Origin of the sequence: Bifidobacterium pullorum subsp. saeculare, from assembly GCF_016899725.1 — a bacterium.
Taxonomy (GTDB): domain Bacteria; phylum Actinomycetota; class Actinomycetes; order Actinomycetales; family Bifidobacteriaceae; genus Bifidobacterium; species Bifidobacterium pullorum_C.
On sequence record NZ_JACLYU010000001.1, the window covers coordinates 234,281 to 258,348 of the forward strand.

At 67.8% G+C, this 24,068-nt stretch carries 23 protein-coding genes; 19 read left to right on the forward strand and 4 right to left on the reverse strand.

Annotated features, from left to right (window positions below; translation table 11 throughout):
• Positions 1–195 precede the first annotated feature (195 nt).
• The 3 genes from hflX (at position 196) to H7U32_RS00965 (ending at position 4,003) form a co-directional block, all read left to right on the forward strand.
• Complete coding sequence (gene hflX, locus H7U32_RS00955) at positions 196–1,680, forward strand: GTPase HflX (protein WP_204467377.1); 1,485 nt, start codon at positions 196–198, stop codon at positions 1,678–1,680.
• 208 nt (positions 1,681–1,888) lie between these two features.
• Positions 1,889–2,851, forward strand: coding sequence for an L-lactate dehydrogenase (locus H7U32_RS00960; RefSeq protein WP_204467220.1), 963 nt, complete (start codon positions 1,889–1,891; stop codon positions 2,849–2,851).
• A gap of 204 nt (positions 2,852–3,055) precedes the next feature.
• Positions 3,056–4,003: a cation diffusion facilitator family transporter gene (locus H7U32_RS00965; RefSeq protein WP_204467222.1), complete on the forward strand. Its 948-nt coding sequence runs from the start codon at positions 3,056–3,058 to the stop codon at positions 4,001–4,003.
• 52 nt (positions 4,004–4,055) lie between these two features.
• On the opposite strand, the gene lexA is transcribed toward H7U32_RS00965, so the two are convergent.
• Entirely contained in the window at positions 4,056–4,754 is a 699-nt protein-coding gene (lexA, locus tag H7U32_RS00970) for a transcriptional repressor LexA (RefSeq protein WP_440201416.1), read from the reverse strand.
• Between the two features lie 245 nt (positions 4,755–4,999).
• Between lexA and H7U32_RS00975 the strand changes: the two genes are divergently transcribed.
• A complete protein-coding gene (locus H7U32_RS00975; protein WP_239457378.1) occupies positions 5,000–5,398 on the forward strand; it encodes a LysM peptidoglycan-binding domain-containing protein in 399 nt (132 codons plus the stop codon).
• A gap of 306 nt (positions 5,399–5,704) precedes the next feature.
• Here H7U32_RS00975 and H7U32_RS00980 read toward each other — a convergent pair whose 3' ends face one another.
• A complete protein-coding gene (locus H7U32_RS00980) occupies positions 5,705–6,349 on the reverse strand; it encodes a hypothetical protein (RefSeq protein ID WP_204467225.1) in 645 nt (214 codons plus the stop codon).
• 436 nt (positions 6,350–6,785) lie between these two features.
• Here H7U32_RS00980 and H7U32_RS00985 point away from each other — a divergent pair, with 436 nt between their 5' ends.
• From H7U32_RS00985 to nrdR, 7 genes are all read left to right on the forward strand, one after another.
• Entirely contained in the window at positions 6,786–7,328 is a 543-nt protein-coding gene (locus H7U32_RS00985) for a hypothetical protein (RefSeq protein WP_204467227.1), read from the forward strand.
• Between the two features lie 466 nt (positions 7,329–7,794).
• Positions 7,795–8,160, forward strand: a complete 366-nt coding sequence (locus H7U32_RS10670) for a hypothetical protein (protein WP_239457379.1) — start codon at positions 7,795–7,797, stop codon at positions 8,158–8,160.
• A gap of 82 nt (positions 8,161–8,242) precedes the next feature.
• Entirely contained in the window at positions 8,243–8,875 is a 633-nt protein-coding gene (locus H7U32_RS10675) for a hypothetical protein (RefSeq protein WP_239457380.1), read from the forward strand.
• Positions 8,876–8,885: 10 nt separating this feature from the next.
• Positions 8,886–9,521 (forward strand): ABC transporter ATP-binding protein, encoded by a 636-nt coding sequence (locus tag H7U32_RS00995; protein WP_204467229.1) that lies wholly within the window; start codon positions 8,886–8,888, stop codon positions 9,519–9,521.
• Positions 9,521–9,907: a hypothetical protein gene (locus H7U32_RS10680; RefSeq protein WP_239457381.1), complete on the forward strand. Its 387-nt coding sequence runs from the start codon at positions 9,521–9,523 to the stop codon at positions 9,905–9,907. The genes H7U32_RS00995 and H7U32_RS10680 overlap by 1 nt, the downstream gene beginning before the upstream one ends.
• A 3-nt stretch (positions 9,908–9,910) precedes the next feature.
• The gene (locus H7U32_RS10685; RefSeq protein ID WP_239457382.1) at positions 9,911–10,621 is read left to right on the forward strand and encodes a hypothetical protein; all 711 of its coding nucleotides are present in this window, start codon (positions 9,911–9,913) and stop codon (positions 10,619–10,621) included.
• 48 nt (positions 10,622–10,669) lie between these two features.
• Positions 10,670–11,128: a transcriptional regulator NrdR gene (gene nrdR / locus H7U32_RS01005; RefSeq protein ID WP_204467231.1), complete on the forward strand. Its 459-nt coding sequence runs from the start codon at positions 10,670–10,672 to the stop codon at positions 11,126–11,128.
• A gap of 26 nt (positions 11,129–11,154) precedes the next feature.
• On the opposite strand, the gene serA is transcribed toward nrdR, so the two are convergent.
• Together serA and H7U32_RS01015 are read right to left on the reverse strand one after the other, a co-directional pair.
• Complete coding sequence (serA, locus tag H7U32_RS01010; protein WP_204467233.1) at positions 11,155–12,357, reverse strand: phosphoglycerate dehydrogenase; 1,203 nt, start codon at positions 12,355–12,357, stop codon at positions 11,155–11,157.
• Positions 12,358–12,367: 10 nt separating this feature from the next.
• Complete coding sequence (locus H7U32_RS01015) at positions 12,368–14,647, reverse strand: HelD family protein (RefSeq protein WP_204467235.1); 2,280 nt, start codon at positions 14,645–14,647, stop codon at positions 12,368–12,370.
• Positions 14,648–14,884: 237 nt separating this feature from the next.
• Here H7U32_RS01015 and mraZ point away from each other — a divergent pair, with 237 nt between their 5' ends.
• From mraZ to murD, 8 genes are all read left to right on the forward strand, one after another.
• Positions 14,885–15,376, forward strand: coding sequence for a division/cell wall cluster transcriptional repressor MraZ (gene mraZ, locus H7U32_RS01020; protein WP_204467237.1), 492 nt, complete (start codon positions 14,885–14,887; stop codon positions 15,374–15,376).
• A 122-nt stretch (positions 15,377–15,498) separates the two neighbouring features.
• Positions 15,499–16,554: a 16S rRNA (cytosine(1402)-N(4))-methyltransferase RsmH gene (gene rsmH, locus H7U32_RS01025; protein WP_239457403.1), complete on the forward strand. Its 1,056-nt coding sequence runs from the start codon at positions 15,499–15,501 to the stop codon at positions 16,552–16,554.
• 8 nt (positions 16,555–16,562) lie between these two features.
• Positions 16,563–17,027: a hypothetical protein gene (locus H7U32_RS01030; protein WP_239457404.1), complete on the forward strand. Its 465-nt coding sequence runs from the start codon at positions 16,563–16,565 to the stop codon at positions 17,025–17,027.
• On the forward strand, positions 17,024–18,829 hold the full coding sequence (locus H7U32_RS01035) for a peptidoglycan D,D-transpeptidase FtsI family protein (protein WP_204467241.1): 1,806 nt from the start codon (positions 17,024–17,026) through the stop codon (positions 18,827–18,829). Before H7U32_RS01030 ends, H7U32_RS01035 begins: the two co-directional genes overlap by 4 nt.
• A 100-nt stretch (positions 18,830–18,929) precedes the next feature.
• The gene (locus H7U32_RS01040; RefSeq protein ID WP_204467243.1) at positions 18,930–19,799 is read left to right on the forward strand and encodes a UDP-N-acetylmuramyl peptide synthase; all 870 of its coding nucleotides are present in this window, start codon (positions 18,930–18,932) and stop codon (positions 19,797–19,799) included.
• Positions 19,800–19,831: 32 nt separating this feature from the next.
• Complete coding sequence (locus H7U32_RS01045) at positions 19,832–21,316, forward strand: UDP-N-acetylmuramoyl-tripeptide--D-alanyl-D-alanine ligase (RefSeq protein WP_204467245.1); 1,485 nt, start codon at positions 19,832–19,834, stop codon at positions 21,314–21,316.
• A gap of 67 nt (positions 21,317–21,383) precedes the next feature.
• On the forward strand, positions 21,384–22,490 hold the full coding sequence (gene mraY / locus H7U32_RS01050) for a phospho-N-acetylmuramoyl-pentapeptide-transferase (protein ID WP_204467247.1): 1,107 nt from the start codon (positions 21,384–21,386) through the stop codon (positions 22,488–22,490).
• A gap of 84 nt (positions 22,491–22,574) precedes the next feature.
• Positions 22,575–24,038, forward strand: a complete 1,464-nt coding sequence (gene murD, locus H7U32_RS01055; RefSeq protein WP_204467249.1) for a UDP-N-acetylmuramoyl-L-alanine--D-glutamate ligase — start codon at positions 22,575–22,577, stop codon at positions 24,036–24,038.
• Positions 24,039–24,068: the final 30 nt, after the last annotated feature.

A 24,068-nucleotide genomic window follows, 5' to 3' on the forward strand; every position in this document is an offset into this window, starting at 1 on the left:
GGCCGGCCCTGGCCCGTCCCGCCTCCTTGGCGCGCTCCGCCGCCGTCGCCTTTGCCCGCCTGGTTCCGTCCGCGAGCCTGTGCCATCGCCGCCTCCCTGGTTCGTTGGTTTGCCTTGTGCCGTTGCCACGATGATAATAAAAAGCCATTGACCCATCCATGCCGTGAGGAGGCGCCGTTGAGCGAGGATGATGCCATGCATGCCGTCGGCGAAGGCGGGGACGCCGCCGGAGGCGGTGTGCTGGGCGAGCAGTCCGAGGTGCTGCTCGACGGCCAGGCGCGCGGCGTGGGCTTCGACCACGCCGGCGACGAGCTGTGGGCCGAGCGCGAGTCCCGCAACGCCCTCAAGCATGTGGAGGGCATGGGCGAGCTCAAGGACGTCACCGAGGTCGAATACCGCAAGGTGCGCCTCGAACGCGTGGTGCTCGTCGGCGTGTGGTCGCGGCTGCATACCACCGAGGCGCAGGCCGAGGAGTCGCTGCGCGAGCTGGCGGCGCTGGCCGAGACCGCCGGCGCCGTCGTCTGCGACGGCTTGCTCCAGCACCGGTTGAAGCCCGACGCCGCCACCTATGTCGGCTCCGGCAAGGCCAAGGAGATCGCGGACATCGTGGCCCGCGAGGAGGCGGACACCATCATCGTGGACGACGACCTGCCGCCCTCGCAGCGGCGCGCCCTGGAGGACGCGACGAAGGTGAAGGTCGTGGACCGCACCGCCGTCATCCTCGACATCTTCGCCCAGCACGCCACCTCGCGCGAAGGCAAGGCGCAGGTGGAGCTGGCGCAGCTCGAGTACATGCTGCCCCGCTTGCGCGGCTGGGGCGGTTCCCTGTCGCGCCAGGCCGGCGGCCGGGCGGCCGGCGCCGACGCGGGCATCGGCTCGCGCGGCCCCGGCGAGACGAAGATCGAGATGGACCGGCGCGTCATCCGCAGCCGCATCGCCCGGCTCAGACGCCAGATCGCGCAGATGGCGCCCGCCCGCGAGGTCAAGCGCGGCGCCCGCCGCCGCTACGGCCTGCCCACCGTGGCGGTCGTCGGCTACACCAACGCCGGCAAATCCTCGCTGACGAACCGGCTCACCGGCTCCGCCGAGCTCGTGGAGAACGCGCTGTTCGCCACGCTGGACACGGCTGTGCGCCGCGCCCGCGCCAAGGACGGACGCCTCTACGCCCTCGTGGACACGGTCGGCTTCGTGCGCCGCCTGCCCACCCAGCTCGTCGAGGCGTTCAAATCGACGCTGGAGGAGGTCGGCCAGGCCGACGTCATCCTCCACGTCGTCGACGGCTCCCACCCCGACCCATTCTCCCAGATCGACGCGGTGAACGAGGTGCTCAAGGACATCCCCGGCGCCGAATCCATCCCGCGCATCCTCGCGTTCAACAAGGCCGACCGCGTGGACGCGGCCACCCGGGAGCGGCTCATGGCGCTGGAACCGGACGCCCACCTGGTCTCCGCCTACAGCGGCGAGGGGCTCGACGGGCTCAAGGAGGCCGTCGAGGCGCTGCTGCCCAGGCCGGATGTGCATGTGAGCGCGCTGCTGCCGTACACGGCCGGCTCCCTGCTCTCCCAGGTGCGCGAATACGGCAGCGTGGCCAGCGTCGAATACCGCGGCGACGGCGTGATGCTCGAGGCGGATGTGGACGACCATCTCGCCGCGCGCATCGTGGACGCCGCCATCGGCTGAACGACGGATGTGAGCTGGCTCACACGGAGGTCCGCGCTGTCCGCCGGCTGGCATCGTGAGCGTTCACAGCCTTGGTGTTCCAGTGCTTCGGCGCTGCTGCGGCGACGTGCGGCCGTCGGGTTGGGGGAGTACAGTGAGCCCTGTTGGTTCCATGGTCCCCGCATGGCGCGGACCATACGATATGAGTTCCAAAGAGAGGTCGAACATCATGGCGGAAACATCTGTCAAGCCCACGAAGCTCGCGGTCATCGGCGCCGGCGCCGTCGGCTCCACCCTCGCCTTCGCCGCCGCCCAGCGTGGCGTCGCCCGTGAGATCGTGCTCGAGGACATCGCCAAGGAGCGCGTGGAGGCCGAGGTGCTGGACATGCAGCACGGCTCCAGCTTCTACCCGACCGTGTCCATCGATGGCTCCGACGATCCGGAGATCTGCCGCGACGCCGACATGGTGGTGATTACTGCCGGCCCGCGTCAGAAGCCGGGTCAGTCCCGTCTCGAGCTGGTCAGCGGCACCGTGAAGATCCTGCAGTCCATCATGCCGAACCTGGTGAAGGTGGCCCCGAACGCCATCTACATGCTCATCACCAACCCGGTCGACATCGCCACCCACGTGGCCCAGAAGATCACCGGCCTGCCCGAGCACCAGATCTTCGGCTCCGGCACGAACCTCGACTCCGCCCGCCTGCGCTTCCTCATCGCGCAGCAGACCGGCGTCAACGTGAAGAACGTGCACGCCTACATCGCCGGCGAGCACGGCGACTCCGAGGTGCCGCTGTGGGCCTCCGCCACCATCGGTGGCGTGCCGATGTGCGACTGGACCCCGCTGCCGGGCCACGAGCCGCTGGACGCCGCCAAGCGCGAGGAGATCCACCAGGAGGTCAAGAACGCCGCCTACAAGATCATCAACGGCAAGGGCGCGACCAACTACGCCATCGGCATGTCCGGCGTGGACATCGTCGAGGCGGTGCTCTCCGACTCCAACCGCATCCTGCCGGTGAGCTCCATGCTCAAGGACTTCCACGGCATCTCCGACGTGTGCATGTCCGTGCCGACCCTGCTCAACCGCTCCGGCGTGAACACCGCGATCAACACGCCGGTGTCCGACAAGGAGCTGGCCGCCCTGAAGCGCTCCGCCGAGACGCTGCGGGAGACCGCCTCCCAGTTCGGCTTCTGACGGCCCCGGGTTCCATCGAACCCGCCGATTAGCCGATATCCATCCGGAACCCCGGCGCACCTGCCCCACGCAGGTGCGCCGGGGTTCCGGCGTTTAGGCGGCGATGAGAACGGTAGTGAGAAACAATCTCGATTGCCGCCGCCCCCGACCATTGACCTTCGCATGCCGCGGACCACTGGCATGCGCCACCGAAAGGAGCCTCCTATGGCACATGACCACCGTCCCACACCCACCGCCGGCGCCACGCCGGCCGCCGCCGCGGCGCACCAGCGCCGCCTGCTCATGACCATGGCCCTGACCGGCACCGTATTCGTCGCCGAGGTGGTGGGCGCGATCGTCACCGGCTCGCTGGCACTGCTGGTCGACGCCGGCCACATGCTCACCGACCTGTCGGTGCTCGTGGCCTCCACGATCACCGCGGCCCTTATGCGCCGCAAACCCAGCGAACGCCGCACCTGGGGCTGGGCCAGGCTCGAGGTGGTGACCGCGGCGGGCGGCGCCGCCGTGCTGTTCATCGTGGGCGTGTACGCGCTGGTGGAGGCCGGCATGCGTCTGTTCGGCGGCGGTGAAGGCGGCGTGCATGACATCCGCCTGCTGCTCGGCTTCGGCATCCTGGGCCTGGCGGCCAACCTGGGCTCGATCGGCATCCTCGCCTCGCAGCGCGGCGACAATATGAACATGCGCGCCGCCTTCCTGGAGGTGCTCAACGACGCACTGGGATCGATCGCCGTGGTGATTTCCGCGGTGGTGATGCTGTCCACCGGATGGCATGGCTTCGACGCCGTGGCCGGCGGTGTGATCGCACTGCTCATGATTCCGCGCGCCGTCAAGCTGCTGCGCGATGCGGTGCGCGTGCTGCTGGAGGAGACGCCCGAGGGGCTGGACCTGGAGGAGGTGCGCCGGCATCTGGAGTCCGTGCCGCATGTGGTGGCCGTGCACGACATCCACGCCAGCACGGTGGCCACGGGCATGCCGATCTTCATGGCGCATGTGGTGGTGGAGCCCGGGCTCACCATGGAGCAGGGCGCGCAGATCCTGCACCGGCTGCAGGACTGCCTGCGCGAGCATTTCCCGGTGTCCGTCTCCCATACCACCTTCCAGCTGGAGCCGGAAGGCTACACCACGCCGTCGGCTGCCGAACTCCACCGGTAGGAGCGGGCGGGGCCGGTGCCGGCGGGACACGGCCGCCGGCACCGGCGCGCGTCTACAACTTGCGCAGCACGGTGACGACCTTGCCCATGATGCGGGCGTCGGTGCCGTCGATGGGGGAGTAGGCCGGGTTGTGCGGCATCAGCCAGACGTGGCCATGCTCCCGGCGCAGCGTTTTGACGGTGGCCTCGTCGTCCAGCAGCGCGGCGACGATGTCGCCGTTCTCCGCGTCCTCCTGCTCGCGCACCACTACGAAGTCGCCGTCGCAGATCGCCGCGTCCACCATGGAATCGCCGTGCACCTCGAGCATGAACAGCGTGCCGCGGCCGGTGAGCCGCTCCGGCAGGCGCATCACATCCTCCACATGCTGCTCGGCGGTGATGGGCTGTCCGGCGGCGATGCGGCCGACCAGAGGCACGTCATGGGAATCCAGGATCGATTCCACGCGCAGTCCGGGGAACAACTGCCGGACGATCGCGGCGCCCTCATCCCCTTCCTCGGGTCGCAGGCCGCATGGTTCGGCGGAACCTCGGACCGCCTCGCCGGCGTCTTCGGAACGGGGGGACGCCGGCTGGTCGACGAGCTCGATGGCGCGGCCTTTGTTCGCGTTCATGCGCAGGAAGCCCTTCTCCTCCAGCGCTTGGAGCTGATGCTTGACCGAGGACGGGGACTTGAGACCCACCGCCTCGCCGATCTCGCGGAAGGAAGGGGCGAACCCCTGCCTGGCGATATGCGCGCGCACCGCCTCCAACACCAACCGCTGCCGCTCGGTGAGGGAGCCGACGTCGCCGAAGGCATGGGTGCTGTCCGCGCCGGAGCGCCTGTGATCGGGCGGCATGGTGGTCACGTCAGGCTCCTTTCGGCTGTTTTCCACCAGCATAACCGCTTCGCGCCGCGACATCAAACAAATGTTCGATGTGTGCTTGACGGATTCGAACATCCGTGCCATGCTTAGAACAAATGTTCGATAGAACGTCTGTTCGAAAGGGTGTGGTGGCTATGGCACGGATGGTGTGGGGACATGCGGTGGCCAGGCGGGCGGCCAAGGGCGGCGCCACGCCGGCGGAAGGCATGCGCGGGCGCCGGACTGACGGGGCGGGCGCTTCGCGCACGGCGCATGGCGCCGCGGCCGGTCGTGCGCTGGCCATGGTGATGATGGCGGTGTGCTCCGGCGCCATGGCGGGGATGCTGCTGCCCGGGCATGCGCCTTCGATCGGCGCGGAGGCGCCGGTGAGCGTGGTCACCGTGCGCCCGGGGGATACGCTGTGGAGCTATGCGGCGGACATCACGCCCGCCGGCGGCGATGTGGGCGCCACCGTGGACGAGCTGGTCGAGCTCAACGGTCTGGAGGGGCCGTCGCTCCAGGTGGGCCAGCGGCTCGTCGTGCCCGGCCGGTGACCGTGCGGTGTCCGGCGTGGAATGCCCGGGCACTATTCGCCGGTATCTTCCACGCCGCGCTCTTGGCCGTCGCTACCATCCGCGAATTCACAGCCCTTCCGCTACTGCAGGAATCGGCCTCATGTAACAGTGAGCGCGAAGCCGGGAACGGTGGGGGTGCTTGTGGAAGTGGTATTATTCCGAACGTCCAGGTCAGCTCCAAGAAGGTGCTGGCGCAGATGCTCGTTTACTTCAATCCTACCGTGATTCCGCGCATGCGGGGGTCGGGGCCCCAGCGGTCAAGGCGATACTTCGCAGTATTGGCGATCACTCATTGCCTGCGGAAACAAACAAATGACCGTTGGCGGCAAGGCATCCCCGAACTTCCGCGTTATTGGGGTCGAAGCCGAGGTCATCGCTTCCATGAGCCCATGCGCCGCTGTCCTTTTTGTATTGTTCGAGCGTATAACTCGTGCTCACAAGGTTATGGCGTTTCAGACAGTCAAGGGCGCCCTCATCCTGATCCTTATAGAGGGAGGGATTGCCCACCTGGAGCATATACAGTTTCTGCACGGCTTCTACATGCGCAGTGTCGCAGGCGTCAAGATCCCTGGCCTGCTTTTCCACGGCGTTCAGATCAGTTGCCAATTCCGGTGAAGCATCATCAGAATCCGGATGCTGCAGCCCGTTGGGATATCTGATCATCTGCGGTTTGTTGTAGCCCTTGTCTGTTACGCATGAACTGTACCGTTGCCAGGCAGCTTCATAATCGGAAACTGAGACTTTGCCATGCTTGATCACTGATCGAAGGATGTTCTTTTGTTGGGCATCCATGGAACCATTGTCAGCATCAAGCAGCTGCCGGGCATACTCGCTTAACGAAGACGTCAGTTTTGCGCCACCGGTATCAGGAGAAGCGTGATTCTCCTGCCCGCACCCGCCACACAAAAGTAGGCCAGCCAGAACAATCACAGCGCAGATGCGCCTGCATACACGCGTATTCATCATTGCCTCTCTTAACCCTGGGCTCATGCAGTAATGACGGTGTGTCTTCCTGGAAAAATAAACAAACTTCAGACGCAGGACACTAGGCAGGTGTTACACTTGCACTTAGAACTTGGGGTTCCTGAGGAATGCAGATACTTTTGGTACCTTGGCATTTGACGAGGTAGTCAATATGCAAGGGAGGGTAAAATGAAAAAAATTAAGCTTTTCACGGCGACTATGTCTTCAGTTTTACTGTGCGTAGTTGCGATGTTTACGGGAGTACAAGGTGCCAGTGCTGAAACCCGTAATTCTACGGTACAGTCTACTGTATATGGGTCAGCGTTAAATATAAACGATAGCGCGAGGATTTACTGATATGCTATCTATGACAAATGTGCGAACATGTATGCTTGTGCGAATCATGTCCGCACTCGTATGCGCTGCATGGTTATGTAGTTGCTCCGGTTGTTCAGAAGTGTCAGACCAGACGGCCTCCGGTGGTGATGCTCCTCAGATTATGAATAAGGGAGCTCGCAAAGCTGATTCAATGTCTTCATTCATTGATCAGATTCTGTCCTATTCTGAGACTACTGATAAGGCTCGTGAAGTTCTGGAACGCGCCAAGGCAAATGGGGGCATATCCGTGTCGGATTATGAAAACGCCTGGGCCAGTTACAAGCAATGCATGCTGGATAAGGAATACCGGGAAATACTGCTGATTAAATATCCTAATGGCATGTATGATGAGGCAATGCATGCCAAGGGGACGCATGAGCAGGAAAACAAATACGATGATGACAAAGCAGTCTGTGCTGCAGATCTCAACCTCGTCAATATGGTTTACGGCATGCAGCAAGGCAATCCTGACCTGTATTCGAATATCAATGAAGCCATTGTTGATTATCTGAAAAAGAACCATGTTGTTCCCAAAGAATACTCTGCTGAACAGTATGCACAGGAGTAGATGAATGGCCCGGATTCTTTTACATATGGCGCGAAGAATCCGAAAGTACGAGGCTGTCAGGTTGCCAACAAATCATTCGTTTATTACGAAGATGATCCGGTTGAACATCTCTGGTAATTAGATAATAGGGCATATTCCTTAATCATTTTATCTATTCTTGAAATATGGGAATATGCCAGGCAGGAGCATGCTGCCGAGAGCAGCGGCAATGATCATGGTTACTCCTTTGATCCGGCTGACCCTGCGGTGAAGGCGTGTCAGGTGGCGAACAACATGCTAGAAAACGATGCCTGTGTTGTCTCGAGGCATCGTTGACGTATGTGTCGGGGCATGGTTGACGGTGCCATGGGGCTGGTGCCGCGCGGTTATACGGTGGATCAGTTACTGACAGCCGGGGGAGGGCAGACCGGTGAAAGCACAGCGTAAGCGGAACAGGGGAGACGGGCGTGACCGCCGCAGGGTTTCGGTGGCGTGGCTGTTGTTGGCGGTGTTGCTGACTGCGGCGTTGGCGGTGGGGGCGTGTGCGCTGTTGCTGCCGGATCGGCCGCCGGCGTTGCTGGGGCAGGCTGCGGAGGTGACGAGTGCGCCGGCGAGCGTACAGGAGTATTCCGGTCAGCAGCAGGTGACGGTGGTGCCGTCGATGAGCGCGAAACGTGATCTGGTGGGGAATGCGTCGGGTACGGTGACGGCTGACTGGTCTGCCGGCGGGCTGAATTCAGGGAAGGGCGCGTACCGGGTGAATGACCGGACGGTGGTTGCGTTGGCGACTGCGAGTCCGCTGTACCGTGATCTCGCCACGAATGATACGGGCGAGGATGTGCGCGTTGAATGATGAGCTGAACCGGCTGGGGTATCGGGCTTCACCGGGGTCAGACCGGTATACGTGGGCTACGTCGGCCGGTTGGAAACAGCTGATGACTGATAGCGGCAACAGCTCAGACGGTAATCTTCTGGTGGCGGATACGCTGTGGATTCCCGCGGCGAGTGTAGCGGTGGGCAACAACTGGCAGGCGACGGTTGGGACGCCCGTGTCGGCTGCGTCTCCGGTGGGTGAGGTGCCGGGCAGTCTGGTGAAACTGGCAGTGAAGAACGGTCAGCCGTCTGATCATGACCGTCAGCTGACTGCGTTGGGACAGACGACGACGTTGCCGGCCGGGCAGACGGAGGTGGCGGATGCCGCGTTCCTGGCTCAGGTGGCCGCTACACCGGATTTTCAGAGTATGGATGAGAACGCCCGTGCCGCCGGGTTTGACGCGACGCTGACGTTGCAGGAGCCGGTGACGGTGTTGCGTGTGCCGGCCGGTGCCGTGTTTGGTATCAGGAATACGTCGGGTTGTGTTGTCGCGCTGGGCGGCGGGGATAAAGCCGGTGCCGGAGCGTCATCCGGTTCCGAGAGGAAGACCGGTACTTCCGGACGTGTGGTGAAGGTGACCATCGTGGGTTCGGAACTGGGCGTGAGCCTGGTCACGCCGGCTGACGGGGCGGAACCTTCCTCGATTGCGACGGTTGCGATCGGTTCGGCACTGTCCGGCCGTTCCTGCCGGTGAGGAGCCGGCCATGGATGACGGCATGGTGGTGGCGACGCATGATGTGGCGCACCGGTTTCCGGGTACGGATGTGCTGTTCGAACACCTGAATATCACTGTGCGCCCGGGGGAGACGGTGGCGGTGTGCGGGCCGTCGGGGTGCGGCAAATCGACGCTGCTGTCGATTCTGGCCGGTTGGGAGAAACCCTGGCATGGCACGGTGGAACGTCACGGCATTGGCAGGATCGGCTGGGCGTTTCAGAACCCGTATGGCGTGCCCGAGCGTACGGCGCTGGACCATGTGGTGTTCCCGCTGCTGGCCAAGGGAATGACACGGCGTGCGGCGGAGCCGCAGGCGATGGAAGCGCTGGGACTGTTTGATTTGGAGTATGCGGCGGGGCGGCGGTTCGCCGATCTGTCCGGCGGGGAGGCGCAGCGGCTGATGCTGGCGCGTGCGGTGTGCGCGCGCCCGGATCTGCTGCTGGTGGATGAGCCTACCGCCCAGCTGGACACGCGCACCGTGCATTCGGTGTCCCATGTGCTGGGGCATCTGGCCGGTCAGGGCATGATTGTCATGGTGGCCACCCATGACCCGGATACGCGTGACGCATGCCGGCGTGTGATCGATTTGGCGGAGTACGCGCCCCGAGGGGAGGCGAATGCGTGATGAGGTTGACCTCTATTCTGTCGGAGGCGATGCGCAACATCGCTTCCGGTACGTCACGTGCCGTGCTGCTGTTTCTGGCCGTGCTGCTGGCGGGCGGTCTGCTCGGCGGGTATGAGGCGCTGTCTGTCACCGGCTTGGAGGCTGAGGCCACTGCCCGTATTCAGGCGTATGCCGACGTGAAAACCCTGGTTGGCGGTACGGTGGACGGCACGGCCGCGGACCGTCTGGCCATGCAGCCCGGCGAGCCGGGCGCCTCCGGCGCGATGCGCAAGGGGCCGCAGGTGACGCCGCTGGCTACGCCCGGCAAGGATGTCTCCAGCTATGAGGTCACGCCCGGACTGCTGCGCCTGCTGGTCCCCGCCGGCACCACCGGTGCGGACGGGTAGCCGGTGGATGCGGACGCGGGCGGCATCTGGGTGCCGCGTGATCTGGCGCATGACTTCGGGCTCACAGCCGGTTCCGAACTGGCTGCGGACCGGGGTACCGTGCGCGTCGCCGGCGTCTACGACTGGCCCAATGACGGGCGCAACACCCGTTTCGCCTACGCGCTGATCATCCCCGTCTCCGCTTCCAACGGCACGTTTGAGGAAGCCTGGGCCAAGCAGTGGCCTGCTAGCGGCCAGCTTGACCAGCTGCTGTACACCACGGCCGTCGCCACCGGCAGCGGCCATTCCCAGACCGGTGTCACCGCGCTGAACAAGGGGTTTGACAGTCATTACGACGCCACCGGCGCCTATGAGGCTCGCATGACCCGGTGGATGCCGTGGGCCGGGCTGTCGGTCGGAATCCTGATCGGACTGGTGTCCGTGCGCCGGCGTCGCCTCGAATACGCGGGAGCCCTGCACTCCGGGCAGACCAAAGCCGCGCAGCTGCTCACCGTCACCGTCGAAACCCTGGTCTGGAGCGGCCTTGGCACGCTCGCCTCCTGCACGCTCCTGACCGCATTCGCCTGGCGCACCAGCGCCGACAGCCCCGCCCTCATTGCCTTCACCGCCTGCCGTACCCCGCTGGCCCTCTTCACCGGCACCCTGCTGGCTGCCATCCTGGCAGCTCTCGCCATCCGCGAATCCCGACTCTTCCGCTATTTCAAGAACCGGTGAAACCCGGCGGTTTGCCGCGGAGCGGGGGGAGCGGGTTATGCTGGTGCCATGCATTGCCCGTATTGCCACAACGCCGACACGAAGGTCATCGAGACCCGCGTGAACGAGGACGGTTATTCCATCCGCCGCCGCCGTGAATGCTCGCGGTGCGGCAAACGCTTCACCACCATCGAGACGACGATGCTGCTGGTGCGCAAACGCAGCGGCAATGTGGAGCCGTTCGACCGCAACAAGGTGATCACCGGCGTGCGCAAGGCCTGCCAGGGGCGGCCCATCGCCGAGGACGACCTCAAGACGCTCGGACGCAAGGTGGAGGAGTATCTGCGCAGTACCGGCATGGCCGAGGTCAAGTCTGACGACGTGGGCAAGGCCATCCTCGAGCCGTTGCGCGAACTGGACGAGGTGGCGTACCTGCGTTTCGCCAGTGTGTACCACAACTACGAGAACATCGAGGACTTCCAGCAGGCCATCGACCGCCTGCGCTGCGAGGACCGCATCCGCGACTGAGCGGCGGCAGCTGCCACTGCCGGCGCTCAGCCGATGACGCGCATGCGGATCGTGCCCTCGATGCGCCGCAGCGCCTCCAGGGCGGTGGGGGAGGGCGCCTTGTCCACGTCCATGACCACGTAGCCGAGCTCGCCCCTGGTGCCCAGCGCCTGGGCCGTGACGTTGATGTTCTCCTCGCCGAGCACGCGGTTGACGCCGGCGAGCACGCCTGGCAGATTCGCATGCAGGTGCGCGATGCGCGTGGCCCCCTGGGCCAGGTCAGGCAGCGTCAGCACCGGCATGTTCACCGACAGCATCGTGGAGCCCTTGCTCCAGTAGTCCTCGAAGCGCTGGGCGACGAAGTGCCCGATGTTCTCCTGCGCCTCCAGCGTGGAACCGCCGATATGCGGCGTCAGGATCATGTTGTCCTCGTCCGCCAGCGCGGTTTCGAACGGGTCGCCCGCCTTCTTCGGCTCCACCGGGAACACGTCCACGGCGGCGCCGGACAGGTGCCCGGAGTCGAGGTGCTGCTTGAGGGCGCCCAGGTCGGCCACGAACCCGCGGGACAGGTTGATGAAGATTGCGCCCTGCTTCATATGCGCGAACTGGTCCTCGCCGAAGAAGCCGGTGTTTGATTTGCGCCCGTCCACATGCAGCGTCACCGCGTCGGATTGCTCGAGCAGCTCGTCCAGCGTGTCGCAACGGTGCGCGTTGCCCATCGCCAGCTTCTCCTCGATGTCGTAGAACACCACGCGCATGCCCATCGCCTCGGCCAGCACCGACAGCTGCGAGCCGATGTTGCCGTAGCCGACGATGCCCAGCGTCTTGCCGCGCACCTCATGCGAGCCGGAGGCGGACTTGTCCCACAGGCCGTGCTTCATATGGTGCGTGTGCGCCGGGATGCGGCGCATGAGGCAGATGATGTCGCAGATGACCAGCTCCACCACCGAGCGCGTGTTCGAATACGGCGCGTTGAACACCGCGATGCCGCGCTTGGCCGCATGCTCCAGATCCACCTGGTTGGTGCCGATGCAGAAGCAGCCGATGGCCGTCAGCGTGGGACGGGCGTCGAGCACCCGCGCGGTCACCGTGGTCTTGGAACGCACGCCGAGCAGGTCCACGCCCTCCAATGCCTCGATGAGCTCGTCCTCGGAGAGCGCGCCCTTGCGCGTCTCCACTTCGAAGCCGTGGGCCCTGAGGCTCGCGGCCGCGTCCGGGTGGATGTTCTCCAACAAGAGTGCCTTTGCCATGGCACCAAGGTTAGAGGGTGAGCGCATGTTCGTCCATCGCTGTCCGAACAATGACCAGCCGCTGGGTGGGGCGCGTCATCGCCACATACAGGTCCGCCGCCGCCGACAGGCGCGAGGGCGCCTCCTGTTCGATGAGCCCGGGCTCGACGACGACCACCGCGTCGTATTCCAATCCCTTGACCTCGCCGGTGGAGCAGACCGCCAGCTGCGCGTCCCACGGATCCTGCGCGGCGAGACGGTCCGCCTCGGCCTGGCCGTAGGCTTCGCGCGCCGCCCGCTCCAGCCGTTCGCGCAGGCCGTCGAGCATCGAATCGGGGGCGATGACGGCCACGCGGCCGGTGCCGTCGGCGGCGATGAACTCGCGGCCCAGCGCGGTCGCCTCGCCGGCCACCGCGTCCGCCAGCGCCGCCGCGTCGTCCACCGTGACGCGGCGGACCGAGTCCGGCACCGCACGCACCGCGTTGACGGTGGAGATGTACAGGCCCTCGTCGGTGGCGAAGCGCGACGCCAGGTCGGACACCTCGCGCGGGTTGCGGTAGTTGATGGTCAGCTCGTTGAGATCCCAGCGGCCGGCGCCGAAGAGCCGGTCCATCGTCTTGGCCCACGCATGCGTGCCGCCCAGCGCGGAGGTCTGCGCCACGTCGCCCACGATGGTGAAGGAGCGGGAGGGGCAGCGCCGCATGAGCATCCGCCAGTCCATCGGCGTGAGCTCCTGGGCCTCGTCCACGACGATATGCCCGTACGTCCATTCGCGGTCCGCCGCCGCGCGGGCGGCCGTGGACTCCGCGTCGTCGCCGTTGATATGGTCGAGCAGCATCTGCGAGGTGACGATGCCGCCCCCGATGCCGGCCTGGGCGAGCGTGTCCCGGGCGAAGCGGTCCTCCTCGGCGCGGCGGGCGTCCTCGCGGGCGCGGCGCGCCGCCGCCTTCGGATCCTCGCCGAGCAGCTCCAGCGCCTCGTCGAGCAGCGGGATGTCCGAGCGCGTCAGCGGCGAGCCCTTCGGGCGCGTGAGCAGCGTCACCTCCTCGTCCGTCAGCCACGGGGCGAACATCCTGAGCTTGGCGGGCTTGGCGAACAGGTCGTCGATGAGCCAGCGGCCCGTCATCGGCAGCCAGGCCAGATTGAGCGCCACACGCACCTGGTCGTTCATGCGCAGCAGCTGCGAGGCCCGGTTGAGCTCCTCGGCGTCCGGCGTGTAGTCGAGCCGCTCCTCGTAGCGGGTGCGCATCGCGGAGAGCATCGATTTGACGAAGGTCTCGCGCGCCTTGTTGTGCGGCTGGCGGGTGCGGCGCGCATCGGCCAGCGCCTGCTCCACGTCCGTGGCCAGCATCGGCACGGCGATGCCGCTGATCTGCACGGTGGGCAGCGCCTTCGGCACGCGTTCGCGCGCCGCCACCGCGTTGCGGATGGCCTGCGCCATGCGACGCTCGCCCTTGAGCCGCGCCACCTGCGGATCGTCCAGGGCCGTCGCCTCCACGCCCGGGATAAGGTCGCCGATCGTGCGGCTGACCACGCCCGTCTCGCCCAGCGAAGGCAGCACCTGGTCGATGTAATGGAGGAACTCGGAGCTGGGGCCCACCACAAGCACGCCGGCGCGCTCCAGCATGCGCCGGTGCGTGTAGAGCAGATAGGCGGCGCGGTGCAGCGCCACCGCCGTCTTGCCGGTGCCGGGGCCGCCCTGCACCACCACCGCGCGCGACAGCTCGGAACGGATGATGCGGTCCTGCTCCGCCTGGATCGTCGCGACGATATCCGTCATACGGCCGGTGCGCCGCGAGCTCAGCGAGGCCAGCAGCGCGCCCTCGCCGGTGAGCGTGCCGGAGGCGGAGGCCTGGCCCACCTGGTCGGAGTGCACGTCCAGCACCTCGTCCTCCACGCCCACCACCTCGCGGAAGCGCAGGGTGATATGCCGGCGCATGACGATGTCGCCATGGTGCTGCGGCGTCGCCTCGTAGAACGGACGGGCCGCCTCCGCGCGCCAGTCGGTGAGGATCGGCGTGTGGTCCTCGTCCGTCAGTCCGATGCGCCCGATGTAGCGCTTGGCACCGTCCTTGGCGTCGAGCCGGCCGAACACGAGACGGTCCTCCACCGCGCGCAGCTGGATGAGCCGGTCCTCGTACATCGTCGCGAAGGAGTCGCGTTCGGTGCGCTGGGTGGGCGAGCCGTGCGACCCCTGGGCGCGGACGGTGGCCAGGCGCTCGCGGGCCCCCGCCCGCAGCGCGTCAAGCCTGCCGTAGGTGCGGTCCACGGCCCGCTGCTCCTCCTGAAGCTGTGTTGCGTAGGTCGACATCCCTCTCCCGATTCCTCTCCGGTGCCATGCGATGGGCAGAACTCAAGGCACACCAATGTACTCCGTGCCATGAACCGGTCCCGACCGCGCCCGCCTGCGCCGGCGGCACGGTGGGAGGGCGGCGCCGTAAATGGGGACAAAGTGTGTCCGGGTGGGTGAGTGTGGCAGGAAGTGGGGTACAGTGGTGGAACAGTGCGGCGCGGTGGTCTTATGTATACGGCGAAGGGAGGTGGCGGCATGGACCAGAATCCTGACGATTCCAACGCCTTCGGCATGTCCGCAGCCCTGCCGCCGATGCTCCTGGGCACCTACACCCCCAAGATCGACGCCAAGGGCCGCATGGCCCTGCCGGCCAAGCTGCGCGCGCAGCTCGGCGACGGCGTCGTGCTCGCCCGAGGCCAGGAGCGCTGCGTGTATCTGCTGCCCATCGGCGAGTTCCGCCGCATCGCCATGCAGATCCAGCGCACCTCGATGGGCAACAAGGCCGCCCGCGACTACCTGCGCGTCTTCCTGTCCGGCGCCACCGACGAGACCCCGGACAAGCAGGGGCGCGTGCTCGTGCCGCAGATGCTGCGCGACTACGCCGACCTCAGGGACGACATCGTCGTCATCGGCGTGGGCACCCGCGCCGAAATCTGGAACCGCGCCGCCTGGGAGGCCTACCTCGCCGACCAGGAGCAGGGCTACGCCGACATCAGCGACGACGTGCTGCCGGAGGTGATGATCTGATGGCCGAGCGCATCGCCCACGAGACCCGGCTCGCTGCCGCCTCCCGCCGCGCGGGCGGACGCCTGGAGGCCAAGACCGCCGCCGACGTGGCCGGGCAGGCCGCGCGCGTGCACCGTCCCGTCATGCTCGACGAATGCGTGGCGCTGGTCACCGGAGGCCTGGACCGCGTCAACGGACGCCGCCCGGTGATCGTGGACTGCACGTTGGGCCTGGCCGGCCACGCCACCGCCTTCCTCAAGGCCGCGCCGGACACCCGGCTCATCGGCATCGACCGCGACGCCGAGGCGCTCGGCCTGGCCGCCGAGCGCCTGGAACGCGAGGGGCTGGCCGACCGGTTCACGCCGGTCCACGCCGCCTTCGACGCCTTGGGCGACGTGCTCGCCGACCAGGGCGTGGCGCAGGTGGACGCCGTGTTCATGGACCTGGGGCTTTCCAGCCTGCAGATCGACGAGACCGACCGCGGCTTCTCCTACTCCCAGGACGCCCCCCTCGACATGCGGATGGACGTCACCCAGCCGCTCACCGCCGCCCGCGTGCTCGCCGAATACAGCGAGGCCGACCTGGCCCGCATCCTCAAGGTCTACGGCGAGGAACGCCATGCGCGCCCGATCGCGCGGGCCATCGTCCGCCGCCGCGAGGCCGGCCGGCCCCTGGAGACCTCCGCCGAGCTCAACCGTCTCGTCGACGAGGCGATGCCGCAGGCCCACCGGCCGGCCGGCAACCCCGCCAAGCGCGTGTTCCAGGCGTTGCGCATCGAGGTCAACGGCGAGCTGGACAAGCTCGCCGCCACACTGCCGCAGGCCGCGCTCGCGCTCGCGCCGGCGGGACGCATCGTCGTCGAGTCCTACCACTCGCTGGAGGACCGCACCGTCAAGGCCTTCATGGCGCAGGGCCTCAAGGCCGACGTGCCTGAGGGCATGCCCGTCGTGCCGCCGGACATGATGCCGTATTTCAAGGAACTCACCCGCGGTGCGATGAAGGCCGGCCCCCAGGAGATCGCCGCCAACCCGCGCTCGGCCTCCGTGCGCCTGCGCGCCGTGGAGCTCACGCGCCCGCTGCCCGGCCGTTGGCGCCACCGCTTCGCCGAACAGGCGACCGACCCCTCCGCCATCGCCATCGGCGGCGGGGACGGCCATGATCGCGCCGGCAGGTCCGGCTCCCGCGGAAGGAGGCGCTGATGGCAGGCATGCCGTATGCCGCGCGTGTCGCGCGGTCCTCCGCCGCCCCGGCGCCCCGCCGCGCCGACGCGCCGACGCGCCCCGAGCAGGCGCGTCCCGAACTGCGCGTCGTGGAAGGCGGCCGCGCCGAGGGCCGCTTTGTCGTCCAGCGCCTCGGCCGCGCCCTGGGATGGGTGCGTGCACGCAGCGTTCCAATGGTCCACGTGGCCGTCGCGATCACCTTCCTCGTCGGCACGCTCATCGGCGCGCTCATGCTACGCACCCAGATGGTGAGCAACGCCTTCGAGATGAGCGCCATCGAATCGAACATCGGCCGGCTCACCCAGGACGTGCAGGAGGAGCAGGCCCGGCTGGACAAACTGCAGGCCTCCCTGCCGCAGAAAGCCACGGACCTGGGCATGGTGCCCCAGTCCACGTCGGTGACCATCGACCTCAACGGATACCAACCCCCCAAGGCGGACGGAGCGAAATGAAGCGGCTCATGCGACTGATCTCCCATAGCGGCCCCTACGCCAGGCGGTGCATCGCCATGGGGCTGGCGCTCGCGCTCGTCGCCATCGCATGCCTCGGCAAGCTCGTGGCCATGCAACTCGTCGAGGGACGCGCCACCGCCCAGGCCGCCACCAACGCGCGCACCTCGAAGGTCGTCCTCTCCGCCAGCCGGGGGCGCATCCTCGACGCGAACGGCACCGTGCTCGCCCAGAGCGTGGAACGCTACAACATCATCGGCGACCCGCTGTCCATCTCCACCTTCAAACCGGTGGACTGCGGATCGCAGGAAGCCAAGACCCTCGGCTACTGCCATGCCGTCGACGGCAAGCCGGTGGGCGCCGCCGGCGCCGCGGCCGTCGCGCGCCTGCTTGCCCCCGTGCTCGGCCTCGACCGGCTCGAGCTCGGCGCCAAGCTCGACGGCACCTCCCGCTACGTCGTCATCAAACGCGACGTTACCCCCGAGACCAAGCGCCGGATCGACGACCTGCACCTGGCCGGCGTCGTCTACGGCGAGCTGTCCAGCGAACGCGTGTACGCGGACGGCACCCTCATGGGCTCCCTGCTCGGCGGCGTGGACGACGCCGGCGTCGGCGTGGCCGGCCTCGAGAAAGTCGAGGACCGGACGCTGACCGGCACCGACGGCTACATGATCTACCAGCGCGGCAACGGCGGCGAGGTCATCCCCGGCACCGTCACCGCCCAGAAGGACGCCGTAGACGGCAAGGACGTCACGCTCACCCTCGACGCCGACGTGGACTGGTACGTCAAGAAGGTGCTCACCGACGGCGTCGCCAAGTTCGGCGCCAAATGGGCCATCGCCGTCGTGCAGGACGCCGCCACCGGCGAGATCCTCGCCCTGGAGGACAGCGACCAGATCGAAGCCGGCAGCGACCAGGCGAAGATGACCGCCTCGCGCGCCGTCACCCAGAGCTTCGAACCCGGCTCCGTGGGCAAGGTCATCACCATGGCCGGCCTGCTGCAAACCGGCGCGCGCCAGGCCTCCGACCAGTTCACCGTGCCCGACCGCATCGACTGGCACGGCCAGGAGTTCCAGGACTCCTCGCCGCACGGCGCCGAGCGGTGGACGCTCACCGGCATCGTCGCCCACTCCTCGAACGTGGGCATGGTGATGGCCTCCGAGAACTACACCAACGACCAGCGCTACGAATTCCTGCGCAAGTTCGGCTTCGGCCAGCCCAGCGCGCTGGGACTGCCCGGCGAATCGCAGGGCGTGCTGTGTTCCCCCGAGCAGTGGGACGGCCGCACCAAGGACACCGTCCTCTTCGGCCAGGGCTACTCGGTCAACGCGCTGCAGCTGACGAACGCCGTCGCCACCATCGCCAACAAGGGCGTGCGCCACGACCAGTCCATCGTCAAGTCCGTCACCGGCGCCAACGGCAAGGAGGAAAGCGTGCTCAACACCGGCGCCACGCGCGTGGTGGACGAGGCCGTGGCCGCGCAGGTGCTCGACGCGATGGAGGACGTGGCCGAAAGCTACAAGAGCACCTCCTCCGTGCCCGGCTACCGCATCGCCGCCAAATCCGGCACCGCCCAGGTGGCCGGCCCCGACGGCCGGCTCACGTCGATCGTCGCCGACTACTCGGCCATCATCCCCGCCGACAACCCCCGCTTCGTCATCACCGTGGCGATGCAGGACCCGGCGGGCACCTACGGCGGCATCACCTCCGGCTCGCTGGTCGCGCAGATCGGCGAGTTCCTCATGCAGAAGTATCAAGTGCCCAACTCGGCGCCGCGCAAGGACGCCGCGCCGATGACCTGGTGAGCATGGTCGGATCGGACGGGACGGACAGGGACATGGCAGCGGGCTACGATGGCACGCGGAACACCCCGCACGGGGACGCGACGAGGAGAAAGGCGGACCGATGAGCGCAGTGAGCGAGGCGGTGTCCCAGCGCATGACGCTGGGCGCGTTGGCCGACCGGTACGGCTGGGATCTTGACCCACGGTTCGCCCGCACCGTGACGGTCACGTCGCTGGCGGACAGCGTGGACTCGGTGGCGTCCGGCGCACTGTATCTGCCCGCCGGCTCCGTGGACGCAGGCCGGCTGGCCGAGGCGGCGCGGCACGGCGCGTACGCCGCCGTCGTGCCGCATGCGATGCGCGGCGCCGCCGACGGCGCGGACATCCCGCTGCTCTACGGCGAGCCCACCGCCGACCAGCTCGGCAAGCTCGCCTCCGATATGACGGGCGCCCCCGCCAGCGTGCTCGCCGTGTTCGCCGTCGCCGCCCGCGACCCCGAGGAGGGCCAGGCCGCCGCCCGCGCGGTCGCCACGCTGCTGCACATGCTCGGCAACCCCGTCGGCGTGATCTCCGCCGCGGGATCGCGCTCGCTGGACCGGGCGCTGACGCTGCGCCATCCGGTCGGCGTGCTCGACGCGCAACGCGCCTTCGCCATCGCGGCCGAGGACGGCGCCGCCGCGATGGTGGTCTGCCTCGACGATCGCACGCTGGCGCCCCAGGCGCTCGCCTCGGTGAGCGTGGACGTGCTCGGCGCCTGCAGCCTGGGCATGGACGCGCGCCGTCTCGCCGAACGCTACGGCTTCCGCGCCGCCCGGTCCGGGGCGCCCGTGGCCCGCACCTCGGACTCCGACGCGCTGGCCGCGCTGGTGCCACCCTCCGCCGGCGGCCCTGACCCGAGGCACCTGTCGTTGGCCATCGCGATGGCGATGGCCGCCGGCGTGCGCCGCGCCAACATCCGCAACGCGCTGCGCGTCGCCCAGGACCTGCACTGACCGCCATCGGTCCGCCAGAAAGGACAGCCAAGATGATGCGAATGACCATCGGCCAGGTGGCCGAAGCCGTGGGGGGCCGCCTCGAGGGAACCCCCGGCGAGGCCCCCTTGTGCGACAGCGCGGTCTCCGACTCGCGCCAGGTGCGCCCCGGCGCCGTGTTCGTCGCGATCAAGGGCGAACGCGTGGACGGCCACGACTACCTCGCCCAGGCGGCCGCTGGGGGAGCCGTGTGCGCCCTCGTCGACCATGTGGTCGACGGCGCGCCGCTGGCACAGATCGTCGTCGACGACACCGTGGCCGCGCTCGGCGGCCTCGCCCGGCGCAACCTGGAGCTGCGCCGTGAGGCCGCGCAGACCGCCGGCGCGACGCCGTTCACCGTGGTCGGGCTCACCGGATCCGTCGGCAAGACGACCACGAAGGACCTCCTGGCCACGATGCTCGCCCGCATGGGGCGCACCGTCGCCCCGGTCGGCTCCTTCAACAATGACATCGGCCTGCCGCTGACCGCATGCCAGGTGGGGCCGGACACCCGCTTCCTCGTCGCCGAGATGGGCGCCAACCATGTCGGCGAGATCGCCGGCCTGACCCGCATCGCCCCGCCCGACATCGCGATCGTGCTCAAGGTGGGCGTCGCCCACCTCGGCGAGTTCGGCTCCGTCGAACGCATCGCCCAGGCCAAGTCCGAGATCGTGCGCGGCCTGGTACCTGGCGGCATGGCCATCCTCAACGCCGACGACCCGCATGTCGCGGCGATGGCCGGCCTCGCCCCCGGCGAGGTGCGTTTCTTCGGCATCGCCCCGGCGAACTTCGGCCGCGACTGGCTGCACGCCGAGGCCGTGGCCACCGACGACGCCGACCGCGCCTCCTTCGACCTCGTGGCCGCGGACGGCCAGAGCGGCCACGTCACACTCGCCATCCCCGGCGCCCACAACGTGATGAATGCGCTGGCCGCGGCCAGCGCCGCCCACACGCTCGGACTGCCGCTGGCTGATGTGGCCGCCTGCCTGGCCAGCCAGCGGACCATCAGCCCCCACCGCATGGCCGTCTCCACGGTGGCGCGCGGCGGCGCCGCGTTCACGCTGATCGACGATTCCTTCAACGCCAACCCCGATTCGATGCGCGCCGGCCTCGACGGCCTGGCCCGGTGGGGCCGCGGCGCCGCCCGCCGGCCCTTCCGCGTGGCCGTGCTCGGCGCGATGCTCGAGCTCGGCGGCGACGAGGCCGCGCTCCACCGCGGCATCGGCGCCTACGCGGCCGGCTTGGGCATCGACCACATCGTCGCCGTGGGCAACGGCACCGACGGGCTCGACGCCCTCGCCGCCGATCTGGCGGACGGCGCCCGCCAGGCCGGCGCGGATGCCGGCGTATCGGTAGACTGTGTGGACGGCATCGACGCGGCCGACGCCATCGTCACCGAGCTGGCGCGCGCCCACGCGGGCACCGTCGTGCTGCTCAAGGGGTCGCATGCCTCGGGCCTGGCCTCGCTGGCGCGGCGCTGGGAGGAACCCGCCGCCTGAGGCGGGCCGGCCGCAGGCCGGATCGACGGACGTCAAGAAGAGGACAACAGGAAGAGGAGCCAACAGGGTGATCGCGCTCATCATCGGAATGCTCGTGTCGCTGGCCGTCACGCTCGCCGGCACGCCGCTGCTCATCAAGCTCGTGCACAAGCTGCACTACGGCCAGTACATCCGCCAGGACGGGCCCAAGTCGCACCAGGTCAAGCGCGGCACCCCCACGCTCGGCGGCGTGGTCATCAACCTCGCCATCGTGCTCGGCTGGGCCGCCTCCGCGCTCTACCGTTTCCTGCGCAGCGGCGACGTGCCGTCCTGGTCGGCGGTGCTCGTGCTCTTCGCGATGCTGTCGATGGGCATGCTCGGCTTCATCGACGACTTCGCCAAGGTGCGCAAGAAGCAGAACGAGGGTCTGACGGTGGCCGGCAAGTTCATCGGCCAGTTCATCCTCGCCACGCTGTACGCGGTGCTCGCGCTGCTGGTGCCTACCAAATCCGGCTTCCCCAGCGCCCAGCCCGGCATGAGCTTCATCGAGACCCCGTTCCTCAACTTCGAATTCGCCGGCCGCGTGGTGGCCATTGTGCTGTTTGTGGTGTGGGTGAACTTCCTGATGACCGCGTGGACGAACGCCGTGAACCTCACGGACGGCCTCGACGGTCTGGCCGCCGGCTCCTCGATGATCTCCTTCGCCGGCTACGCCATCATCGCGTTCTGGGAGAGCTACCACATCAAGGGCGGTGAGCATGGCGGCTTCTCCTACGCCGTCTCCGACCCGCTCGACCTGACCATCATCGCGGTGTGCGCCGCCGTCGCCTGCTTCGGCTTCCTGTGGTACAACACCAACCCCGCGCAGATCTTCATGGGCGACACCGGCTCGCTGGCCCTGGGCGGCCTGTTCGCCGCGCTGTCCATCGCCACCCACACCGAGTTCCTCGCCGTCATCCTGGGCGGCCTGTACGTGATCGAGGCGATGAGCGACGTCATCCAGGTGGGCTACTTCAAGATGACGCGCAAGCGCGTGTTCAAGATGGCGCCCATCCACCATCATTTCGAGCTGTGCGGATGGCAGGAGTCGAAGGTCGTGGTGCGTTTCTGGATGATCGAGTTCGGATTCGTGCTGCTCGCCCTCGTCGTGTTCTACGGCGACTGGGCGGCGCGCTCCGGGCTGCTGTTCGGCTGACGTAACATCGGTGCGGTACGAAGTGTGAACGGAACGCAGGCACCCGGCGTACGGATGCATGCTTAAGGCAAGGGGAGCGAACATATGGACATCGCAGGCAAGACCGTGGTGATCGCAGGCCTCGGCGTATCCGGGACATCGTTGGTCGAGGTGCTGCGCGAACGCGGCGTGAAGGTCATTGGCGTGGACGAGCGCAAACCCGGCGCCGACCTCGCGTCCTTCGACGACGTGGACTGGGAAGGCGTCGACTATGTGATGACCTCCCCGGTGTTCAACCCGCGCACGCCGTTCATCCTCGAGGCCCAGCGCCGCGGCATCCCGGTGATGAGCGAGGTCGAGTTCGCCTGGCGGCTGCGCGTGCCGAACGCGCGCACCGGCGAACCGGCCGGCTGGATCGGCATCACCGGCACCAACGGCAAGACCACCACCACCGAGATGGTCTCCGGCATGCTCACCGCCTGCGGACTGGACGCCCCCTGCGCCGGCAACATCGCCTCCGGGAACATGGCGATGAGCCTGTCGCGCTGCGCCACCAACCCCGCGCATGACGCGCTGTGCGTGGAACTGAGCTCCTTCCAGCTGCATTTCACCGACTCGCTGCGCCTCGACTGCGCGGCCATCACCAACATCGCCGACGACCACCTCGACTGGCACGGCGGCATCGAGAACTACGCCGCCGACAAGTCCAAGGTGTTCCACGGCGTGACAAAGGCGCTGGTGTACAACGCGCAGGACGAGCGCGTCACCATGCTGGCCCGCCGCGCCCGCACCGCCCCCGGCTGCCGGCGCATCGGCTTCACGCTCGCCGAACCCTGGCCAGGCCAGATTGGCGTCAAGAACGGATGGATCGTCGACATGTCCGGCGTGGCCGGCGGCGAGCCCGGCGAGGCCACGCGCCTGGTGCGCGTCAAGGGCCTGCCGCATCTGACCGAGCCCGACGGCACCGTCTACCCGCATCTGCTCGCCGACGCCCTGACCGCCCTCGCCCTCGCCCTCGGCTACGGCGCGGACCCCAAGGACTGCGTCGCGGCGCTCGAGGCGTTCACGCCCGGCGGTCACCGCATCGCCACCGTCGCCACCGCCACAGTGGACGGCGGTACGATTCGCTTCGTGGACGATTCCAAGGCCACGAACGCGCACGCCGCCCGCGCCTCCCTGTCCAGCTTCCCGAGGAAGTCCGTCGTCTGGATCTGCGGCGGCTTGGCCAAGGGCAGCCGTTTCGAACGGCTCGTCGCCGACCAGGCGCACACCATCAAGGCCGCCGTCGTCATCGGCCGCGACCCCCAGCCCATGCTCGACGCCTTCGCCGCCTCCGCGCCCGGCATTCCGCTTACCGTCATCGACGCCGAGGAGCACGGGGCCGCGCTCGACGGTGCCACGGTGATGGACCGCGCCGTCGAGGCCGCCGCCAGCCAGGCCGGCCCCGGCGACGTGGTGCTTATGGCGCCCGCCTGCGCCTCGATGGACCAGTTCGCCTCCTACGCCGACCGTGGCGCCCGGTTCGCCGACGCCGCCGGACGCTGGGCAGCCGCCCATGGCGCGCGGTGAGACCACGCCCCGCGTCGCCGCATCCCATCG